Raw genomic sequence first — 21,128 nt, 5'->3', positions numbered from 1 at the left:
TAATCACGTAAAAAATTTTCTGAAAATTCAAATATCATTATATTTGTTGAAATGGCAACCAAAGCACTTTTCAATACCGTAGTCAACTGGTTCATCCGTCAAAGGATTGACCAGATACAGAATTTCATGGACCATCCTATTGAAACCCAGAAAGGTATACTCTTTTCTCAGTTGTTTCATGCGGAAGACACGGAATATGGCAAACTATACGGATTCAATTCAATATCAAGTTATCAGGATTTTAAAAGCAAAGTTCCTATTGTTACCTATGAAGAAATGGAACCTTTTATTGAGAAAGCAAGACAAGGCCATAAAGATGTAAGCTGGCCAGGTCTCATAAAACATTTTGCCAAATCATCGGGTACCACCAATGCTAAAAGCAAATTCATTCCGATCTCTGCAGAAAGCCTTGAATACTGTCATATGAAAGCCGGAAAAGATATGGTTTCTATCTACGCCAACAACCACCCTGAAAACCAGCTTTTTAATTATAAAAACTTACGTTTAGGCGGAAGTTCTGAGCTGTACGCTGATTTCAATACAAAATTCGGAGATCTGTCTGCTATTCTCATTGATAACCTTCCTTTTTGGGTAGAAATCACCACCACTCCGAGTAAGAAAGTTTCTTTGATGGGAGAATGGGAAAGTAAGCTTAAAGCAATCACCTCCGAAGTAAAAAATGAAGATGTAGGAAGTATTCTTGGAGTACCAAGTTGGATGATGGTTCTTCTTCAAAGGGTATTAAAGGAAACTCATGTAGAAAGTATTTCTGAGCTGTGGCCTAATTTAGAGGTGTTTTTTCACGGTGGAATCAGCTTTAAGCCCTACAGGGAGCAATTCAGACAGATCATCGGAAAAAACATCAATTACTACGAAATTTACAATGCTTCCGAAGGCTTCTTTGGTATCCAGGACAGATCAGATAGTGATGAGATGCTGCTGATGCTGGATTATGGAATATTTTATGAGTTTATCCCTATGGATCAGTTTCATTTTTCAAATCCGAAAGTCGTAAGTCTGGAAGATGTGGAAGTAGGGAAAAACTACGCAATGGTAATCACCACCAATGGAGGATTGTGGAGATATCTGATTGGCGATACCGTTGTCTTTACCTCGATCAATCCTTTCAGAATAAAAATAACAGGAAGAACAAAACATTATATCAATGCTTTTGGGGAAGAACTGATGATCACCAATGTGGAATCTGCCCTTTCAAAGGCCTGCGAATTAACAGGAGCACAAATCACAGACTTTACAGGAGCTCCTGTTTTTATGAAAGGAAATGAAGGTGGTGCCCACGAATGGATCTTTGAATTCAGTCAGCATCCTGATAATCTGGATCATTTTATTGATGCTTTTGATAAACATTTAAAGACCATCAATTCAGACTATGAAGCGAAAAGATACAACAATATGACTCTTAAAAGACCGATTGTACATATTGCAAAAGAAAATCTGTTCTATCACTGGCTGGAAGCTAAAGGAAAGCTAGGCGGACAAAATAAAGTACCAAGGTTAAGCAATGACAGAGAATATATTGATCCATTATTGGAAATGAATAAATAAGAGAGAAAGATTCCTAACTCTCAATTGCATATAAAAAAGCCGTAATTCTATTGAACTACGGCTTTTATTATTTATTTGCTTAAATCTTCTTTTACTTTTTTCGCGGCTTCTTCTACTTTTGAAGCTCCTTTTTTAGCAGCTTCTTTTGCATCCTGCCCTACTTTGTTAGCTTCAGTTTTGATATCCTGTCCTGCTTTGTTAAGATCTTGTTTTGTCTTATCTGCAGTGGCATCAATCTTATCTTTCGCCTTCTGAGCAGCGGCATCAATCTTATTGCCTGCTTCATCTACTTTAGCCTTAACGTCTTCTTTCGCGTTGTTGATTTTTGCAGTATCCACAACGTTCGGTGTTTCGGTAGTAGTAGTTGTGGTTGTGGTAGTAGACCCGTCAGGATTTTCTACCTGTTCTGTTTTTGTTGTTGATTTTGTACATGCTACAGTGAATATTGAGATCACCACTGCAGCTAAAATTTGTTTTTTCATATTGTTTATTTTTTAATGGAATTTAGATTTATTCTGATTTGATTTCCGGTGTTACCGGTTTTTCTGTTGCCTTCAGTTTCTTTTCAGCTTCTGCTTTTTTCTTTTCCTCTTCCTGTTTTGCTTTGGTTTCCTTTTCAAGCTCTGCTTTAAGCTTATTTTCTTCCTCCTGCAGCTTTCTAGCCTGTTTTACAGAATCAAGATACTGAGGAGAGGACATTCTTATTTTTCGTGCAATATCCACTGAAACAGCTCCTGTAGAAAAGGAGTCAACAGCAGTTGTATCATAACGTACTCTCACCTCCTGTTCAGCCCCAAAACCCGGAGATTCTTTCTTGGAACACGCAGTAAAAAGAATGGTAAAAACAAAAATCGCAGCCAGTAAATTTTTCATGGAACTAATTTAACAGAAATTCTGCAATTACTGGATAGTGATCCGATAATTTCACAGATTGATCTACTTTATAGCTTAAAGGAATGATTGATTTTGAAGTAAAGATATAATCAATCCTTAACGGGACTTTATAATCATGAAAACTGCTTGCACTACCCTTTCCTGCTACTAAGAACGCGTCCTGGAGATCTTTTCCAAGATTATAATACTCGTATGAATTAGGAACAGAATTAAAATCTCCTGCCAGGATAACAGGATAAGGAGATAAATCTATCATTTTTCTAATTCTTTTTACCTGATCTTCATGTGCCTGAAAGGTCGGTGTCATATGAGAAAGTAATGTTGAAACATTTCCCAAACCTAATTTATCAAGTTTCGTAAACATCGATTTATGAAGCCTGAAGGGTTCAAGATACACATTAATAATTCTGATTACTTTCCCATTAATGTCTATATCAGCATAGAATGAATTTCCGCGAGCCTTTTCATCAATAAGTTCCGCTTGTCTTACAATTTTATGCTTAGTTTTAAGAATAACTGACGGATATTTTATAAGATCACGTTTTATAACACGGTTTGTATCTTTTTCCTGTACCAGAATAATGTCTGCATCCTGTGCTTTGATATAATCTTTTACTTTATCCCAGCCATATTCTCCGTATTTCACATTAAAAGTCAATACTTTAATATCCCGTATTGTTTTTAAATTTTCTGTTTTGGGAGAAAAGTTCACCCATCGTCTGATCGGATTGTAGAAAATAAGTGTACCCAGTGCAAAAGCAATCGCAATTTTTTCTTTTTTTACGATCCAGATCAGTGTAAGAAGCAGGTGTGACAGGATCAGATAAGGAAAACCAAGAGACAGAAGATTCAGGTTGCCTAAAATATTAGGTGGAATCCATGCATTCCCCAATGTGCATAACAGCAATACAGCAATAACGATATGTATAAATAGTAATATCTGGTTCGACTTCATGAAAAAACGGTCTTGGTACGGTTTTCTTTCAACAAAAATCCTACCAAGCAGATAACTTTAACTATTTTTATGATTATTTGCCTTCCGTAGAAAACTTAACTGTGACAGGATAATGATCTGAAATACTTACAGAACGGTCAACTTTATAAGATATTGCCCTTACAGTTTTGGAAGAGAAAATATAATCTATTCTAATGGGAAATTTATAATCGTGAAAACTGGTTGCACTTCCTCTTCCTGCTTCCACAAATGCATCTTCAAGCCCTTCTGATAAATGATAATATTCGTAAGAATTGGGTACAGAATTAAAATCACCCGCTAGAATTACAGGATAAGGAGAATTGTCAATAGCTTCACGAATAAGTGTGACCTGATCCTGATGTTTTTTAAAGGTGGGAATCAGCCTTTTAACAACATCTTTTATTTTTTGTTCGTCGTTATCGGTATCTCCGTTAAGTTTCACCATTTCTTTCTGAAAGCGAAAAGGATTGAGATAGACATCAATGAACCTGTAGGTTTTGCCTTTAATTTCTATATCAGCCAGCAAACCAGGAATTCTTAATTCTCCATCTTGTGGCTCTATAATTTGCTGTTTCAAGATTTTGTGCCTGGTCAGAATTGTTAAGCCTCCTCCGGGATTTGCTTTTTTATAGCCTTCAAATTGATATTTGATACCCGCATCCTCCTGTAAAAGAAGAACATCTGCATTTTGAGACTTCAGATAGGGTTCGAGCTCTTTGTTTCCTACTCTTCCAGCTCTGGTATTGAAAGAAACCACTTTTATTTCGGAACCTCCTTTCCTATCAGAATAGTTAACCCAACGTTTTACAGGATTTATAAATGCTAACCCAGCAAACATAAATACAAAAGCTCTTTTTTTCCAGCTGAATACCCAGAAAATTGTAAGAATCACATATACTATAATAAGCACAGGAAAACCTAAGGAAAGCAGATTAAACCATGGAAAAATCTTTGGAGGTACATAAGCATTCAATAAAGTACCCAACAGCAGAAATAAAATTCCCAGATGGATAATTAATACGATAAGTCGGAAAATCTTCACAAAATTATTTTAATTGAAACGGTACAAATGTTTTTTCCAAATTCTTGCCAGCAGCCATCCAACCAAAGCACCACCAACGTGGGCAAGGTGGGCAATGCCTCCTCCATTTCCTGACACCCCAAGATATATTGAAATCACAACAATAATTGGTAAAAGATATTTTACTTTCATAGGAACAGGGATAAACATAATTCCGATTTTTGCATCCGGATACAATGTGGCAAAAGCAGCTACTACACCGAAAATAGCTCCGGAAGCTCCTAACATTGGAGATCTTAAATCTCTATAAAGCTGATCTGATAAATTCTGCGCTTCCTGGCTAGATGCATGGAATGTTAAATACTCAGCCGTGTTAAGGGACACCCTCGAATAAATTTCTGAAGCATTTACTCCTAAGCTTTCCAACGCAGAAACAATCTGTTGAATCTCAACAAAATTCCACAGATTGAACAAGAAAAATGAACCAAGACCACTTGCGAAGTACAATATCAGATACTTTTTATCTCCCAGTGTCTGTTCCAAAATAGGTCCAAAACTAAACAAAGTAAACATATTAAATAAAATATGCATGATCCCTCCAGGTTCATCAAGAGAAGCATGCATAAACATATGCGTAATTACCTGCCATGATTTGAAGAGTGGAGAAAAAGGATAATAACCTACCAAAGAATCATATAATCCTTTAAAAATAAAATTAGATATGAGGTACACTATAACATTTATAATGATTATGTTCCTTGTTATTGGCGGTATATTGTTAAACATATTCTTTAAAATTTGTTTTTAAAGTCGTTAAACGGAACTTCATAAAAGCATCTTTTACCGTCCGGTAAAAATTCCGGGAAGCCTAATGCTGTAAAGTCTTTAATCAGTTGTTCCGCATCTTTTTTATAAATAAAGTCAAATCTTGACTTCGACTGCATTTTATTCCATTGATTATGGTAATACTGCAAAAATTCTTCTTCTGTCTTGTAGTCGAGGATCTCAAAAAGGTTTTCCAGGAACTTCATGGCCTGGGTTTCTTTCAATCCTTCAGGAAGTGAATCTATTCGAAGTACACTTTCATGAGCAATTTTCATGTCAAACCCTAATTCCGGAAGATATTTTTTGATTGAATTGTACTTTGTCTTTTCAATTTCATTCATATGATACTCCAGAGAGAAAAGAAGAGCATGACTGTTGGTATTGGATTTTCTGGTAGATTTATTTCCTTCAGAAACCAATAGTCTGTGCATTCTTCCCAAATCCAGCATTAAGGTGACATCTCCTTTGTTGAAAAGCCAGTATCCATTAGGAAGTCTCATCAGATCTTCATCAAAATCCTCATCTTCAAACAGGTTAATTTTTGAAGGTTCTGCTGTAATATTCTGATGATACATTTCCGTAAGATTCTGGATTTCCTCCGGATGTACTACGTTTTTTTCTTCCAGAAACGGATTATAGTCTTTATCTACAATAATTTCAGGCATTTTAAAAACACCTCCGCCGGACCCGCCTCCATTTCCTTTGCTGGGAATCGGTTTATTCATCATTTCATCCAGTTCAGGATCTCTATCAAAATCTAGGCTTGGAGAAACATTATAAATTCCCAAAGATCTTTTGATGGTGGAACGGAGCAGAGCAAAAATAAGATGCTCGTCCTCAAATTTCACTTCTGTTTTCTGTGGGTGAATATTGACATCTATTTTCTCAGGATCAAGTTCCAGGAAAAGGAAAAACGAAGGTACATATCCAGGTTGAAGAAGCCCTTCAAATGCTTCCTGTACGGCTTTATTGAAGTACGGACTTCTGAAATACCTCCCATTCACAAAAAGAAACTGTTCGCCTCTTGCTTTCTTGGCACCTTCAGGCTTGGCAACAAAGCCATGCAGTTTACACCAGATAATATCCTCTTTAATAGGAATTAAAAGCGGCTGAAGCTTTCTTCCGAAAACATCCACAATACGCTGCATCTGGCTTCCTTTTCTCAACCTGAAAACAGCTTCGTCATCATGGAACAGTGAAAACTCAAGGTTCTCATGAGCGAGTGCAACACGTTGAAATTCATCGATTACGTGTCTGAATTCAATATTATTATTTTTCAAAAACTTCCTTCTTGCAGGAACGTTATAGAAAAGATTTTTCACTAAAAAATTTGATCCGTCTGCTGTCTGAACCGGGTCCTGAAACTGGAAAACCCCTCCTTCGATATAGATATTGGTTCCAATCGAAGTATCTTTCTGTTTCGTTCTGAGCTCCACCTGGGAAACCGCTGCTATAGAAGCCAGTGCTTCACCACGGAAACCTTTTGTGGCGATTTTAAAGATATCTTCTGTTCCTTTGATTTTGGAGGTAGCATGTCTTTCAAACGCCATGCGGGCATCTGTTTCGGACATTCCTTTTCCGTCATCTACCACCTGGATAAGGTTTTTCCCGGCATCTCTGATGATCAATTCAATCTTCGTTGCATCGGCATCAATAGCATTTTCCAAAAGTTCTTTCACGATGGATGCAGGCCTCTGCACCACCTCTCCTGCTGCAATTTGGTTGGCTACATGATCCGGTAAAAGCTGAATAATATCTGACATAAAAACGTAAATCAACTTACAAAAATAGTCAATGAAAACGGGAATTAAAATACTAAAATCGTGATTTAATATTTAATTATCAACATTTTTACCTATTTATCCCCAACCGATTTTTTTAATGTTTGTAATGAAGGGCGTTAGCAAGTTGATCCGTCTCATCCGGAAACTTTTATTTTAACAGACATGAAAATATGATTAAAAACAATAGAAATACCGATCCAGAAGTTGATTTTTCAGAAAAACGCCCCTATTTCATAACAAAATAAGGGCATTTACAGCTAGTTTATACAAAAAATTAATAGTGTGTTTTTCTATTTTAATCCTCAAAGACAAGCTTTCTTTTCTTCTCTCTTTTAGGAATACCGTGGATTTTCTCATACAGATAAGCAAAAATATTGGGCTTTCTGTAAATCCTGTTGTATCTGTACTTCGTGTTGAAGTGACGGATATGAATTTTATAAGCATCGTACCCGATGACAATCAGAAGACATATACTGATGACATAGAAGACTCTGAATTCCAGATAATAGTATGTCAACCCTGAAAATACAGCTCCCATTACATAGGCAAGCATAATACTCATCAGAAGTTTTGCTCTGCCAATCAGTTCTCCGTTTCTCCTGTATTTTTTCTGGGTAAACATGGATACCAGAATTCCCAGGTCGGTAGTTGTTCCCGTAAGGTGGGTTGTTTTTACAGAGAAATTGGAGATACTTGCCGTTAAACCGTTTTGCAATCCTGTCGCGAAAAGCATCAATGCTACTAAATATTCTGTCTCTTCTAATGTTTTCTGATAATAAAACTGCCCGTATACACCTACAAAAAGGAGACATATAATTTCCAGCACAATGGGCATGGAATGGGCAAAATATTTACTTTTCTTATTAAAATTGATGACAATGAAGTTGGACAGAAAGCTTCCGAAGAAGAACAAAAAGATCCATCCTCCTACAACTCCTACCTGCGTCCAGTTTCCTTTACTGATTTCCGCTGCTAAAATAGCGTAGTGTCCCGTTACGTTCGATGTAAAAGAGAGAAATATCAATAGGGAAGCAATGTTTATAGTACCTGCTGTGAAGGCAGTCAGCGTCCCCAATCTGATATTGTCTCCCAGTGTCCTGCTGTTACTATAATTTCTTAACATTTTTAATCGTTTTTAAATTGTGTTTAATCTTTAGACCTCTACAAAGATCTCTGCCAGTCTTCCTCTTTCCGGAAGCTTTTCTCTTACTTCGATGGCAATTTCATGAGACTTCAGCTCTTTGCATTTTTTGATATAAGGAATCAGATCAAATTTGCCTTTTCCTTTGCTTTTAATAGATGGAGCATAGTAAGCTTCCTCAATATTTTCCGCCTTTACATATTGATTGAATGTTCTTTGGAAACTTCCTGTAAACACATCACAGATGATTTTATTAACCAGGTGAGGATATTTATTACTGATAATTCCAAAGGCATCGCAGAATTCTGTAGGTCTTATTTTATTGAAAACTGATGTTTTGGTACTGAACAAAAGATCTCTGATAGAATCTCCGGAATCATACCCGGAAGTCAGAAGAATGTTATATTGGTTTTGATCTTCAGCGGCATCTTTCTCTTTAAGTACTTTTTTCAATATATTCAATGACTCAAGAGAGTAATCTGTTGCAATTAAAATTGTTTTAGTCATGTTCTTATTATTTTGTATTGTGTTTATCTTTTTGATGATACAAAACTAGAACGACCATATTAGAAGATCTTTGGAATGGAATTAAAATGTGATTAAAGAGATTAAAATGAGATTAGAAAATTGTTAAGAGCCCTTAATATAGGAAAGAATCAGGATCAAAAAAAAGATATAAACATTTGTTTTTCAAAACAAAACAAATGAAAAATGAGTAAAAAATGCTAGAATAGAGATTCTTATTTGTTTATCTCTTCGCCTTTCTGCATGCTATAGAAATTCGGGAACTTCATCTGTACGGTTGTTCCCTGATTCTCGTGCGAACTTACAATCAGTTCACCATGATGCATTCTTACGATGTTTCTCGCTAATGGAAGTCCGATTCCGTAGCCTTCATAATTATTGGTATTAGAAGCCCTGAAGAACGGGTCGTAGATTTTGTTCATTTCCACTTCAGGAATTCCAATACCGTTGTCTTTTACAATGATGTACACATCCGAATTGGTTGCTCCCAGAGAGACTTTAACCTGTTGGAAATTAGAATATTTACAGCCATTACTGATGATATTGGCTACTGCAAGATGCAATAACTGCTCATTCCCTTGTACTTTCAGTTTCTTCGGGTTATCGGGAAGCATACTGATATCCAGATAGATATTATTCCGGGAATCAATTCTTCTGAGCGTTTCTATAACGTCCCAAAGCAACTGATCAATTCTTACCTTATCCATTTTCTGGATTTTCCCATCGAATCCGGTTTGGGCAATCATTAATAAGGCTTTGATCTTTTTATCCAGCTTTTCGGCTTCATCCAGAATAATTCCCAGGGTTTCTTTATATTCATCCGCTGTTCTGCTGATAGAAAGGGCAACATCGGCTTCTCCCATAATAGAGGTAAGCGGAGTTCTCAATTCGTGGGAAACATTTCCAATCAGATGATTCTGGGTTTCGAAAGAAGTTTCAATGCGGTTGAGCATATCGTTGAAAGTATCCACCAGTTCGTTAAGTTCTTTATTATCAGGCTGAGACTCCAGTCTTAAGTGAAGGTTTTCAGAACTGATCTCCTTTACTTTTCCAGTGATTTTTAAGATCGGTCTGAATAAAGTTTTAGATAAATAAAAAGAGAAAATCATACTAAAGAACAGAGACAGTACAATGCAGGTAAGCAGTGTTCGCTTTAAAAAACCCAGATAATAAACAACATAATGGTTTTTAGCAGAAGCAATAGCAATATAATCTTTATCATCATATTTGAAGCTCTGTCCTATATAATAGAATTCTTCATCATTATAATTGGACTCTCCTTCCTTGATAATATTTTTAAAGAAGTATGAAGGAATATGAATTTCCTGAGATATTTTTTTGAAATTGGAATCTGTAGGAACGGCAAAAACATAGTCTTTTTCCATTGGAAGTTCCTCATCATTCAGGCTGTTGAGAACATAATTTTCCGGAAGGTCGAGATGATCTTTGCTTTTTTCGATCTGAACAATCGTTGCTGTCCTGATCTTCAGCAGTTCATAAAATCTCTGGTGTGAAAAATTAACAATTGAAAAGTACACCAAACCACTGAACAGCAAAATGATGGCGGTAAAAACCAACATCAAGAGTACCATCGTTTTGGTTTGATTTGTAATGACTCTGTTAAACATTCATTATGTCTTTTTTAACACATACCCCATCCCTATCACGGTATGAATCAACTTATTATCGTCCTGGCTATCCAGTTTCTTTCTTAAATAATTTACATAAACATCTACTACATTGGTTCCCAGCTCGTAATTAACGCCCCAGACGGCATCCAGAATTTCCGCTCTTGAAATTACTTTTTCAGGATTATTCAGGAAGTACAGCAGCAGTTTATATTCTGTGGAAGTAAGAGAAATCTCTTCTCCGGCGCGGGTTACTTTCTTGGTATAATCATTTACCATCAGATCCGAAAACTGGAATACATGTTCATTATCCGGCTCCGGTTCGGCAATTTCCTGTGGACCGTTGTTGTTGCTTCTCCTTAGTAAAGACTTTACACGGGCTACCAGTTCAATGAATTTAAAAGGCTTCACCAGATAATCATCTCCACCACTTTCCAATCCGAGAACGATGTTTTCAGAAGTTCCCAAAGCAGTCAGAAATAAAATCGGAACACTCTGATTGGTTTTTCTTATTTCTTTACACACGTCCAGACCATTCATTTCCGGAAGCATAATGTCTAAAATTACCAGATCGAAATCATTAGCCTGCACCAGCTGCACTCCTGTACGCCCATCAAAAGCTACAGAAATTTCATATCCGTTTTCCTGAAGTCCCTTTTTAATAAAGGACACCACACTGGTTTCGTCTTCGATAAGAATAATTTTTTTCATAGATGAAATAAGGAGTTTTACAAAAATAGGGAAATTTTCTTGGGGAGAAAAAGTGAAAGAATGCGGGGAAGCAAGCAACAAATAATAATTTTCAATGAATTGATTCCCTCCTGTATCCAAACTCTATGGAATAATATTACCTTTGTTTGAATATAATTCAGGTTAAATTACACACAGTATGAATGACTTTTTAATAGGTATCGGCAAGAGATTAAAGGATATTAGAAAAAAGAATAATTTAACCATTAATGAGCTGGCCTTCAAAGCGAATGTAAGCAACGGACTTGTTTCTAGAATTGAAAACGGAAGAACGATTCCTTCACTACCTGTGTTATTGGATCTGATTCAGTCGCTGGAGATTGATGCCAGTTATTTTTTTGAAGGGGTTGAGAAAAAATCCAACGCCAAATTCATTTATGTTCCGAAAGAAAGCCAGCAAGTCATTGAAAAAGAAGTAGAAGCTGAAGGATTTAAGTATATGCATATCTTCAGCAAGAGTCTTCATTCTTTAGGTTTTGAAGCTGTTTTACTAACTCTTGAGCCCAATTCTAAAAGGGAAAAAGTCATTACGGATGCGTGGGAATTCAAATATATCCTGAAAGGAGAAGTAAAATACGTAATTGATAATGAAGAAGTCATCTTGAAAGAGGGTGATTCTTTGTATTTCAACGGAAAATTTCCTCATGTTCCGGTAAGCATCAGTGATGAAAGCTGTGTGATGCTTGTTCTTTATTTTTATACGGCTTAACTATTTCTTTTTTTATTTTGCTTTTGTTATTCTGAATGACACGTCAAGAATAGATTCAGTCCAAGTGTATGTAACGCTTCATCAGCGACAAGTAGCAGCCTTTGATTCCTTAAAAACATACTGTTTGAATCATAAAACTTTGTGTCTAAAATATCATCTACTGTAATCATTATCCTTTAATTTCTGATTTTCAGGCAACACAAAAGTTTACAAATATGCAACTTTCATTTTCCTGTTTTCTTCCAAGATGAACGAAATATGAATTAAAAAAGGCCCATTTTCAACTGATTTCAATTCTTATTATTTATGGTAAATATTTACTAAAAACGTTGAAACATTTACTTCAAAGCTTGTTTTCCTGAATTTTCAAAGGTTAACTCCTATTGGTTTTAAAGTAAAAAAAGCGTAACAAACCGGGCTTATTTGTTAAACAATACTTAATACAAAATATTTATATATATTAAAATTATTAGCGTGATTTGCATAAAAAATTTAATATATGTAAAAATGAAAACAAATTTAGAGAAATTATTCACCCTTGTTTTTGTCTGTTTCATAGTCTTTGTTACAGCGCAGAAGCAGTTAATTATAGGAACTGTGCTTGACGACAGTCAGCCTCTCCCCGGGGCCACAGTCAAAATAAAAGGCTTATCTAAAAATATAACGACTGATATTGAAGGGAAATTTACCATCAACGATATTAAAGAAGGCCAATATACTTTACAAATCAGCTACATCGGTTATGAATCTTCAGATATCAATGTAGATCTTAAACCGGAACAAACGGTTGACTTAGGAATTATCAAACTATCCCAACCGAGAAAAAATATTGATGAAATTGTCGTTACCGGAACGTTAAAAAATACGGAAGCGAGAGCTTTAAACCTTCAGAAAAATGCCATTAATATCACCAATGTCATCGCTTCTGACGGAATCGGAAAGCTACCGGACAGAAATGCAGCAGAAACCGTACAGCGTGTGCAGGGAGTTTCTATTGAAAGAGACCAGGGAGAAGGAAGATTTGTTTCCCTGAGAGGACTTCCGCCATTCTGGGCATCCACAACCATTAATGGAAACAGACTTCCCACCGCAGAGGAAGAAACGACTTCCAGAGCTACGGCATTTGATTTCTTTCCTACAGAACTGATCTCCTATGTACATGTAAACAAGTCTTTTACCCCAGATATGGAAGCTGACGGAATAGGCGGCGGTGTCAATTTTATCACCAAAACTCCACCGATGAAAACAGAGTTCAAAGCTACTGTGGGAAGCGGTTATAATGCAAAGTCTGATAAAGGCGTCTACAACCTTGGATTTTTATATGGAGGAAGAACAAAGGATAAAAAATTCGGGTATTTATTCAACTTTGCGCATTTCATAAGAAACTGGTCTACCGATAATTTTGAAGCACGAAGAAGTGGTGACGAAGGGGTTTTCAGGTTGGAACTTCGCGATTATAACGGAGTCAGAAAAACAACAGGGATCAATACCGCTTTTGAATATGTATTATCTCCAAAAACAACCTTCTATTTAAAAGGAATGTATGGTACTTTATCGGATGATGAAACCCACTATAAACACAGAATCCGTTTTGATAAATTCAGCAGTGCTAATAATACAGCAAGAGTAGAGCTCCAGAATATCCACAATTTACTGATAACAGAACTTACTTCTGTTTCTTTGGGAGCAGTTCATAACTTAAATAAAGGAAAAATCGACTGGGATCTCTCTTATTATGACAACAAATTTAAGTACGGCAATATTCCTGATAAACAGAACAATTCTTACTACGTCATCAAGTATACTCAATCTGGAGTAGGCATCAATCCTGATTATATTTCAAATCATGGAAATGGTCCGAGAGCATATTGGAAAGCTGACGGTGGAAAATTAGATTATAAAAATCCGGATGCTTTATTTGGTTTCTACAGTGACCCGAACTTTAAAATGGATGCTTCTCAGATGAGATTTACAGATCTTGAATTTTATAAAGTCTTTGTGGAGGAAAAGGATAAAATCGTAGCGGCTTTCAACCATGAGATCAATGCTTCTGATAAACTGACTTTAAAATATGGTTTTAAATACAGAGATAAAGAACGTAATGCAAAATTCTCCGATATTTTCTACAACTGGAGCAGTGGAACAGCCCCTCTTCTATCAGATTATTCACAATATCTCACAACACAGCCCAACGGACCGAAATATTTAAGTGAAATGAATGCCCATATCGGCAATACTTTTGGTCCGGTACTTTCAACCACAGGAATGAACCAGTTTTGGTATGACAACCAGGGAAATTTAAAAATCAATACTGCTGATTCCGAAGCATTGCAATATAATAAAGCATTAGGAAGAAACTTTGATGTGTTTGAAAAACATGCAGATGCTTACGGAATGGCAACCTATAAACTGAATGATAAAATCATCATTTTAGGAGGAATCAGGTTATCCAATACCAATACTAAAGTAAGAGGATACAGCGTGAATGATAACGTACTGACACCGGTAGAAAATACTAAAAACTATCTGGCTGTTCTCCCAATGATTCATTTAAAATATACGTTAAACGATAAAACCAATCTTCGTTTTGCTGCGACAAGAACTTTTTCAAGACCTAATTTTGGAGATCTTACTCCGGGCGGAACTTATATTGAAGCAGATAACGAGTTCAAAGGGGGAAACCCAAATCTTAATCCTACCTATTCTTTGAATTTTGACCTAATGGGAGAATATTATTTTTCCAACGTAGGGATTCTGAGTGGCGGTGTTTTCTATAAATCGATTACTGATCCTATTTTCCAGGACTCTTTTATCGGAAATTACAACGGAATCAATGGCGTACAATTCACAGCTCCTAATAATGGGAAAGCAGCATGGTTAGGAGGAGTTGAGTTGGGAATTAATAAAAGATTTGACTTCCTTCCAGGGCTTTTACAATACTTTGGAGTACAATTGAATGCCACCTTCATGACTTCCGAAATGGAAAAGCCAGGCGGAAGAACGGTAGCACTTCCCTACCAGGCAAAAGAATTGTACAATGCGCAGCTTTTCTTTGAGAAAAAAGGATTCAATGCAAGACTGGCTTATAACTACAAAGGAAAGTATGCTGTAGAATACGCTGAGGAGGATATCAATGATTCTTATTATGGTAAATACAGCAATCTGGATTTCGGAGGTTCTTATCAATTTACCAAATACCTGACTTTGTATGCGGATGTGAATAATATTCTGAACAAACCACTGATTTACCACTTCGGAAAAAGCGAAGACCGTCCTGAACAGGTGGAATATTATGGAGTACGTTTCAATCTTGGAATAAAACTGAACTTCTAAACCATTACCATGGCCAGAACCATCAATAAAAAAACACTGGTAACACTGAAGGCCGCATTTGCTGCTTTCGGTGTTTACTTCTGCATGTACGGTTTCAGGAAACCTTTTACCGTAGCTTCCTTCGAAGGGCTTTCCTATTTCGGAGTAGATTATAAGATTCTGATTATCATTGTCCAAGCTATTGGATATTTTATCTCAAAATTCATCGGGATCAAATTTATTTCGGAATTGAAACCTGAGAAACGAATCGCTTATCTCTTTACTTTCATTGCTATTGCTGAGCTTTCCTTATTAGGATTTGCAGCCGTTCCTGCTCCTTACAATATTCTCTTCATGTTTATTAATGGTATTCCGCTGGGAATGATCTGGGGAATTGTTTTCTCTTATATTGAAGGACGAAAAACCACCGAAATCATAGGATTATTTTTATGTTCAAGCTTTGTGGTTTCTTCTGGTTTTACAAAATCTGTAGGAAAATTTCTGATGGATACTTTTTCCATTTCAGAATTCTGGATGCCTTTTTCAGCAGGACTTATTTTCATTATTCCTCTGATTCTTTTCGGATTATTGCTTGAAAGAATTCCCAAACCTTCAGAAGAAGATATTTTGCTTAAAAATAAGAGACAACCGTTGAATGGTAAAGAAAGAAAAGCCCTGATTCAACAGTTTTTTGTTCCAATTGTGTGCATCATATTTTTATATATCAGTTTAACCGTTTTAAGGGATTTCAGAGATAATTTTAATCGTGAAATCTGGGACGGACTGAACTTTACTTTTGACAGTTCTATTTTCACTTTAACGGAAATTCCTATCGCCATAATGGTTCTGGTAATTTTAAGCTTTATGGTAAAAGTAAAGAACAATAAAAAGGCATTTGCTTATTATCATTACATTCTCTTTGCGGGAATTCTTACGGTAGGACTTTCTACATATCTGTTTCAGCAGGGTTCTCTGTCTCCTTTTTTATGGATGACGGTTTCAGGCTTCGGAATGTACATTTGCTATATTCCTTTCAACGGAATTTATTTTGACCGGATGATCGCCGCTTTTGAAATCAAAGGTAATGTAGGTTTTCTGATCTATATTGTAGATTCTTTTGGTTATCTGGGAAGTGTTCTGATTCTTTTGTATAAAAACTTTGGCTCGGCCCAAACTTCGTGGTTACATTTTTATATCCACTTAAATTATATCATCACAATAACGGTTTTCGTTCTTTCGGTGATTGCTTTTCTGACCTTCAGAAAAAAGTCAAAACCCAAATCTAAATCTAATCAATTCATCAATTTCGATACGTCGAAAATCTTATAAATATTTGCAAAATGACAACAAAATTTGATTTACTCGTTGTAGGAGGCGGAATTTTAGGAACATTCCATGCTTATCATGCGCTGAAGAAAAATCTTAAGGTAGCTTTACTGGAAAGAAATTCTGTTCCTCAGGGTGCCACAGTAAGAAATTTCGGACAGGTAGTACCCTCCGGAATGGATCTTAAATGGCAAAACTTCGGTAGAGAAAGCCTTACCATCTACAATGAACTTCATGATCAGGCAGACCTTACCATCAGACAAAATGGTTCCATCTATATTGCTTCCAATGATGAAGAGCTTCAACTGATTGAAGAGCTATATGAAATCAACAGAAATAATGAGTATGAATCTGTTTTATTATCTAAGAACGACTGCATCAAGAAATTTGACGGTCTCCGTTCAGACTATTGCAAGGGAGGTTTGTTTTTTCCTCAGGAACTTTCCGTAGATTCTGCAGATATGATTGTAAAACTTCACAAGCTGCTTCAGGAAAAAATGGGATTACAGATCTTCTACAATACAACTGTACTGGAAACCCATGAAGATGATCAGAAATGTACAGCGGTAACGGCTGATGGAACGGAATTTAACGCTTCCAAAATCATAATCTGCGGTGGACACGAGTTTAAAACTTTATATACTAAAGTATTCAATGACAGTGATCTGGAAGTGAGTAAGCTGCAGATGCTTCAGACCAAACCACAAGGAATCTATTCACTTCAGGGAAATATCCTTACTGGACTTTCTGTAAGAAGGTATGAATCTTTCAGCGAATGTCCTTCTTTTCAGAAAATCAAGGCTTTAGAAGATCCTAATTCGTTTGAGAAGAAATACGGAGTTCATATTTTATTCAAACAGGCTCTGGATGGTTCTGTCATTATAGGAGATTCTCACGAATATGCAGATGCCAAAAATGCAGATGATTTGGGGTATGATCTTAATATGGAGATTGATGAATTCATGATTCATGAGGCTAAGAAAATTATTGATCTTCCTACGTATGAAATTCAGAGGAGATGGTTCGGAATCTATTCCCAGTGCAAAACAAAAGATATTTTTGAGCACAGCCCATCCGCTAACATTCATATTGTAACGGGTATCGGAGGAAAGGGAATGACGGGAAGCGGTGGCTTTTCCAAATTTAATATTGAAAAAATTTACGCATAAAATTCAAATGAAAAATATAGAATTACTCGTTCTGGATATGGCCGGAACAACAATTGATGAAGATAACGTAGTCTACAAAACACTTACCAATGCTGTAAATGATTACGGCTACGCAGTAAGCCTGGAAAAAGTATTATCCAGCTGTGCCGGAATGGAAAAACTGGAAGCGATCACAAGTCTTTTAAAAGAAATCAATGGGAACGAAGAAGATGCTCCTGCTATTTTTGAGAATTTTTCTGACCAGCTGAAAGAATCTTATCAAAATCTGGATGTAAAACCCATCAACGGAACGCAAGATTTCTTATTGAATATGAGGTCTCAAAACAAAAAAATTGTTTTAAATACAGGGTATACCTCAGAAATCGCCCACCAGCTTTTAGATAAACTCAACTGGAAAGAAAGTATTCATTTTGATGCTTTGATTACTGCTGATGATGTTTCAGAAAGCCGTCCAAGTCCTGAAATGATTCATCTTGCAATGAAGAAATTCAATATTACTGAAGCTCATAAAGTTTTAAAGGCAGGTGATTCTGTGATTGATATTGAAGAGGGCAAAAATGCAGGCTGTGGATTAACAGTAGCGGTACTTTCCGGAGCTCAGAGTAAATCAGAGCTTGAAAAGGCAGCTCCTGATTATATTCTGAATACGATTTCTGAAGCTGAGGGAATCCTTTAATCCATTTTTTCAGATTATTTTTAAATACTTCTTGACACAAATGTTTCCATGGTTTTTCTATTGGAAATGTTTGTGTTTTTACCGCCCCTTCAAAAATTCTTTGAATTTTCGACAGCCCTCCGGAGGAGGAGAATGTAGTACGGATCATTAGGTATTTGTTATAACCGACATATTCAGAAACCTTTTTTGATCTTCTATTCACAAAGTATGTAACTTAAAATAAACAGAGTCATTTTTCTTTTGTGGCTTTTGTGGTTAATATCTAAGCTTTTTTCGGTGATCTTTTTAATTATCAATTAATTAACTTTCCGTTCATAAATTTTTACAAATAGTAAACTAATTTTACAATAGTTAAAAATAAATTACTATTTGTAAACTTTCACAATTCTAAAAACCCTTTTTCCCCATGAAAACAAAACTATTGTCAATGGCTGTTGTAATGAGCTGTTTCCTTGGAGCTCAGACCAAAAAAGTTCTTTTTATCGGTATTGACGGATGTCGTGCAGATGTCATGATGTCTACACCAACTCCCAACATCCAAAACCTCATCAGTCAGTCTATTTATTCTATCGACGGACTTTGCGCTGCCACCACCTGGAGCGGAAACGGATGGAGCACCATGCTTACCGGCGTATGGCATACCAAGCACAATGTTCAGGACAATAACTTTGCCAGCCCAAACTATGTCAATTATCCGGATTTTTTAACAAGAGCAGAGACTTATAATCCCGCTCTAAGAACAATTTCTCTGGCTCATTGGTCGCCTATTAACGACAAAATCATTCAAACCGCTGATGTAAAAAGTAATTTCGCAACGGATCTTGCAGTGAAAAACGCAGCTGTTACAGCTTTACAGAATGATAATCCGGATATTCTCTTTGTAGATTTTGATGATGTAGACCATGCCGGACATTCTTATGGATTCTCATCTACTGTTTCTCAATATGTCAATTCTATTAAGACTACGGACTCTTATATTGGAGAAATTGTTGCAGCTATGAAAAACAGGCCTTCTTATAACAACGAAGACTGGCTGGTAGTATTGACAACAGATCACGGTGCTATTGAAAGTTCTCATGGAGGAGGAAATCTTTCTGAAAGAAATATTTTTACGGTATATTCCAATCCTGGATTTATTCCTCAGCAGATCAGCAAAACTGTTATAGAATCCAATAAAACATTCAATCAATTGAATTTCCCGGCAGGAACTTATGCAAAGCCAGCAAGCCAGACTCCTTTTAATTTTGGAGCTAATCAGGATTTCACCATCGAGTTTTGGGTAAAGCCTAATGCAGCTTACTCCAGTGATCCGGTGATGATCAGTAATAAAAACTGGGCTAATGGGAAAAATAAAGGATTTGTGTTCTCAGGATATTCAGGACAGACTTTCAAAATGAATATTGGAGATGGAACGAACAGAATTGACCTGGTAGGCGGAAAAGTGGAAACAAATAAGTGGAAACATATTGCGGCAAGCTTTGACAGAGATGGTCTTGTAACATTGTACGAAGATGGTGTTCCGGTAACTTTTGCTAAAATGAATACCATCGGAAATATTGATTCCGGGCTTCCTTTGAGTTTAAATCAGGATGGAACCAATGCTTACGGAATTAATCTGGCGGCTTCTTATAAAGATGTAAGAATCTGGAAATCGGCTCTTCCCAATGATGTTATCGTGAATTGGGCGAACCAGGATATTACAACTTCACATCCTTATTATTCTCAATTATTAGCCAACTGGAAGTGTAATGGAACTTCAGGAAATACATTGACTGACTCTGGTCCAAACGCCAATCATATGACCGTGACAGGTTCTCCTACTTATAATGCGGGTATAGTGAATAATTTTAAAGTGTATGATTACACCTCTACAACAAGAGAAACAGATCATTTCCCTACGGTATTGAACTGGCTTTGTATTCCGGTACAGTCTTCATGGGGAATAGATGGAGTGAATAGAATTCCGGCATGTTCCAAAGAAATATTGGCAGCAAAAGAAACGAAAGCAATCATTGAAGATTTTAAAATTTATCCTAATCCAGTTTCAACATTCCTTGGAATCCAGTATCAATCTGAGGATAAGGAAATTAAAGCAGAAATCATCGACAGTAAAGGATCAAATGTTTTAACAACCCATTTAAAGTCTTCAAGAGGTTTTTACGATGAAAAAATCAATATCGGAAATCTTCCGGCTGGGGTGTATTTCATTAAAATCAACGGAAGCAAAAAAGCACTGACCAAGACATTCATCAAGAAATAAAACAGTAAAGCAATTAGATTTAAATTTGATATTAGAACAAGGATATTCCTATCCGAGTTCTAATATTTTTTTGTTTATGCAAAGATCAACTCCATTCTGACATCTGCACGGTCGTACTCGGCATGACCGATAGGGATATGGATAAAGCCCAGCTTTTCGTACAACTTAATAGCCGGAACAAGGATAGAGTTGGTAACTAGAAAAACTTTTTCTGCCTTTAATTCTTTTGCTTTTTCCACTAGAGCATTTCCCAGCAGATAGCCTATTTTTTTTCCCTGAGCTTTAGGACTTACTGCCATCTTTGACAGCTCAAAAGTAAGAGGATGATCTTCCGTTTTTACCAATGCGCAGGTTCCTACAACTTCTCCATCCAGCAAAGCAAAGGCTATATGTCCTCCTTTATTTAAAATCTCTTCTTCCGGATGATCCAGCAGTTTATAATCTCCCGCTTCCATTACAAAAAATGTTTTGATCCATTCTTCATTTAAAGCTTTGAAGGCTTCTTTATACTGAGGTTCATACGTTATAATTTTTACTTCATTCTTGATATCATTCATCACTATAAG

Annotated in this window: 18 protein-coding genes; 7 read left to right on the top strand and 11 right to left on the bottom strand. The window is 36.3% G+C overall.

All coding sequences use genetic code 11. The annotated features are described in order from the left end of the window. Positions 1-51: 51 nt before the first annotated feature. Positions 52-1,566 (top strand): GH3 auxin-responsive promoter family protein, encoded by a 1,515-nt coding sequence (locus tag KBP46_RS15635; protein ID WP_216443636.1) that lies wholly within the window; start codon positions 52-54, stop codon positions 1,564-1,566. A 71-nt stretch (positions 1,567-1,637) separates the two neighbouring features. Here KBP46_RS15635 and KBP46_RS15630 read toward each other — a convergent pair whose 3' ends face one another. From KBP46_RS15630 to KBP46_RS15585, 10 genes are all read right to left on the bottom strand, one after another. Beyond that, complete coding sequence (locus KBP46_RS15630) at positions 1,638-2,048, bottom strand: hypothetical protein (RefSeq protein ID WP_120232267.1); 411 nt, start codon at positions 2,046-2,048, stop codon at positions 1,638-1,640. Positions 2,049-2,076: 28 nt separating this feature from the next. After that, entirely contained in the window at positions 2,077-2,439 is a 363-nt protein-coding gene (locus KBP46_RS15625; protein ID WP_062672654.1) for a hypothetical protein, read from the bottom strand. Between the two features lie 4 nt (positions 2,440-2,443). After that, complete coding sequence (locus KBP46_RS15620) at positions 2,444-3,415, bottom strand: endonuclease/exonuclease/phosphatase family protein (RefSeq protein WP_062672656.1); 972 nt, start codon at positions 3,413-3,415, stop codon at positions 2,444-2,446. Between the two features lie 73 nt (positions 3,416-3,488). Beyond that, positions 3,489-4,478, bottom strand: a complete 990-nt coding sequence (locus KBP46_RS15615) for an endonuclease/exonuclease/phosphatase family protein (protein WP_253297057.1) — start codon at positions 4,476-4,478, stop codon at positions 3,489-3,491. A 9-nt stretch (positions 4,479-4,487) separates the two neighbouring features. After that, a complete protein-coding gene (locus KBP46_RS15610; RefSeq protein ID WP_216443635.1) occupies positions 4,488-5,243 on the bottom strand; it encodes a rhomboid family intramembrane serine protease in 756 nt (251 codons plus the stop codon). A 5-nt stretch (positions 5,244-5,248) separates the two neighbouring features. Then, positions 5,249-7,045 carry a DNA mismatch repair endonuclease MutL gene (gene mutL / locus KBP46_RS15605; protein WP_120232269.1) on the bottom strand — a complete coding sequence of 599 codons (1,797 nt, stop codon included), beginning with the start codon at positions 7,043-7,045 and terminating at the stop codon, positions 5,249-5,251. 316 nt (positions 7,046-7,361) lie between these two features. Further along, a complete protein-coding gene (locus tag KBP46_RS15600) occupies positions 7,362-8,189 on the bottom strand; it encodes a YoaK family protein (RefSeq protein ID WP_062672662.1) in 828 nt (275 codons plus the stop codon). Between the two features lie 30 nt (positions 8,190-8,219). Then, on the bottom strand, positions 8,220-8,714 hold the full coding sequence (locus tag KBP46_RS15595) for a hypothetical protein (protein WP_062672664.1): 495 nt from the start codon (positions 8,712-8,714) through the stop codon (positions 8,220-8,222). Positions 8,715-8,947: 233 nt separating this feature from the next. Beyond that, positions 8,948-10,360, bottom strand: coding sequence for a HAMP domain-containing sensor histidine kinase (locus tag KBP46_RS15590; protein WP_062672666.1), 1,413 nt, complete (start codon positions 10,358-10,360; stop codon positions 8,948-8,950). A gap of 3 nt (positions 10,361-10,363) precedes the next feature. Continuing rightward, a complete protein-coding gene (locus KBP46_RS15585; RefSeq protein WP_062673733.1) occupies positions 10,364-11,071 on the bottom strand; it encodes a response regulator transcription factor in 708 nt (235 codons plus the stop codon). A gap of 178 nt (positions 11,072-11,249) precedes the next feature. On the opposite strand from KBP46_RS15585, the gene KBP46_RS15580 reads away from it, so the two are divergent. From KBP46_RS15580 to KBP46_RS15555, 6 genes are all read left to right on the top strand, one after another. Beyond that, positions 11,250-11,819, top strand: coding sequence for a helix-turn-helix domain-containing protein (locus KBP46_RS15580; RefSeq protein WP_120232272.1), 570 nt, complete (start codon positions 11,250-11,252; stop codon positions 11,817-11,819). 507 nt (positions 11,820-12,326) lie between these two features. Continuing rightward, a complete protein-coding gene (locus tag KBP46_RS15575; protein WP_216443634.1) occupies positions 12,327-15,152 on the top strand; it encodes a TonB-dependent receptor in 2,826 nt (941 codons plus the stop codon). A 9-nt stretch (positions 15,153-15,161) separates the two neighbouring features. Further along, positions 15,162-16,460: a DUF5690 family protein gene (locus KBP46_RS15570; protein ID WP_216443633.1), complete on the top strand. Its 1,299-nt coding sequence runs from the start codon at positions 15,162-15,164 to the stop codon at positions 16,458-16,460. Positions 16,461-16,471: 11 nt separating this feature from the next. Further along, positions 16,472-17,626, top strand: a complete 1,155-nt coding sequence (locus KBP46_RS15565; RefSeq protein ID WP_216443632.1) for a TIGR03364 family FAD-dependent oxidoreductase — start codon at positions 16,472-16,474, stop codon at positions 17,624-17,626. 7 nt (positions 17,627-17,633) lie between these two features. Then, complete coding sequence (locus tag KBP46_RS15560) at positions 17,634-18,302, top strand: HAD-IA family hydrolase (protein ID WP_062673735.1); 669 nt, start codon at positions 17,634-17,636, stop codon at positions 18,300-18,302. A gap of 406 nt (positions 18,303-18,708) precedes the next feature. Next, on the top strand, positions 18,709-20,562 hold the full coding sequence (locus KBP46_RS15555) for a LamG-like jellyroll fold domain-containing protein (protein WP_216443631.1): 1,854 nt from the start codon (positions 18,709-18,711) through the stop codon (positions 20,560-20,562). Positions 20,563-20,636: 74 nt separating this feature from the next. On the opposite strand, the gene KBP46_RS15550 is transcribed toward KBP46_RS15555, so the two are convergent. After that, positions 20,637-21,119: a GNAT family N-acetyltransferase gene (locus KBP46_RS15550; protein WP_216443630.1), complete on the bottom strand. Its 483-nt coding sequence runs from the start codon at positions 21,117-21,119 to the stop codon at positions 20,637-20,639. Between the last annotated feature and the right edge of the window lie 9 nt (positions 21,120-21,128).

Origin of the sequence: Chryseobacterium sp. PCH239 (assembly GCF_018924625.1) — a bacterium.
Lineage (GTDB): Bacteria > Bacteroidota > Bacteroidia > Flavobacteriales > Weeksellaceae > Chryseobacterium > Chryseobacterium cucumeris.
The sequence above is the reverse complement of the archived record's forward strand: the minus strand, read 5'-3'. Positions and strand labels throughout refer to the sequence as shown.

Coding starts and splice junctions, on each gene's coding strand:
- KBP46_RS15560 (WP_062673735.1), top strand. CDS start 17,634: ATGAAAAATATAGAATTACTCGTTCTGGATATGGCCGGAACAACAATT.
- KBP46_RS15635 (WP_216443636.1), top strand. CDS start 52: ATGGCAACCAAAGCACTTTTCAATACCGTAGTCAACTGGTTCATCCGT.
- KBP46_RS15600 (WP_062672662.1), bottom strand. CDS start 8,189: ATGTTAAGAAATTATAGTAACAGCAGGACACTGGGAGACAATATCAGA.
- mutL (WP_120232269.1), bottom strand. CDS start 7,045: ATGTCAGATATTATTCAGCTTTTACCGGATCATGTAGCCAACCAAATT.
- KBP46_RS15625 (WP_062672654.1), bottom strand. CDS start 2,439: ATGAAAAATTTACTGGCTGCGATTTTTGTTTTTACCATTCTTTTTACT.
- KBP46_RS15630 (WP_120232267.1), bottom strand. CDS start 2,048: ATGAAAAAACAAATTTTAGCTGCAGTGGTGATCTCAATATTCACTGTA.
- KBP46_RS15610 (WP_216443635.1), bottom strand. CDS start 5,243: ATGTTTAACAATATACCGCCAATAACAAGGAACATAATCATTATAAAT.
- KBP46_RS15580 (WP_120232272.1), top strand. CDS start 11,250: ATGAATGACTTTTTAATAGGTATCGGCAAGAGATTAAAGGATATTAGA.
- KBP46_RS15575 (WP_216443634.1), top strand. CDS start 12,327: ATGAAAACAAATTTAGAGAAATTATTCACCCTTGTTTTTGTCTGTTTC.
- KBP46_RS15595 (WP_062672664.1), bottom strand. CDS start 8,714: ATGACTAAAACAATTTTAATTGCAACAGATTACTCTCTTGAGTCATTG.
- KBP46_RS15585 (WP_062673733.1), bottom strand. CDS start 11,071: ATGAAAAAAATTATTCTTATCGAAGACGAAACCAGTGTGGTGTCCTTT.
- KBP46_RS15555 (WP_216443631.1), top strand. CDS start 18,709: ATGAAAACAAAACTATTGTCAATGGCTGTTGTAATGAGCTGTTTCCTT.
- KBP46_RS15565 (WP_216443632.1), top strand. CDS start 16,472: ATGACAACAAAATTTGATTTACTCGTTGTAGGAGGCGGAATTTTAGGA.
- KBP46_RS15550 (WP_216443630.1), bottom strand. CDS start 21,119: ATGAATGATATCAAGAATGAAGTAAAAATTATAACGTATGAACCTCAG.
- KBP46_RS15570 (WP_216443633.1), top strand. CDS start 15,162: ATGGCCAGAACCATCAATAAAAAAACACTGGTAACACTGAAGGCCGCA.
- KBP46_RS15620 (WP_062672656.1), bottom strand. CDS start 3,415: ATGAAGTCGAACCAGATATTACTATTTATACATATCGTTATTGCTGTA.
- KBP46_RS15590 (WP_062672666.1), bottom strand. CDS start 10,360: ATGTTTAACAGAGTCATTACAAATCAAACCAAAACGATGGTACTCTTG.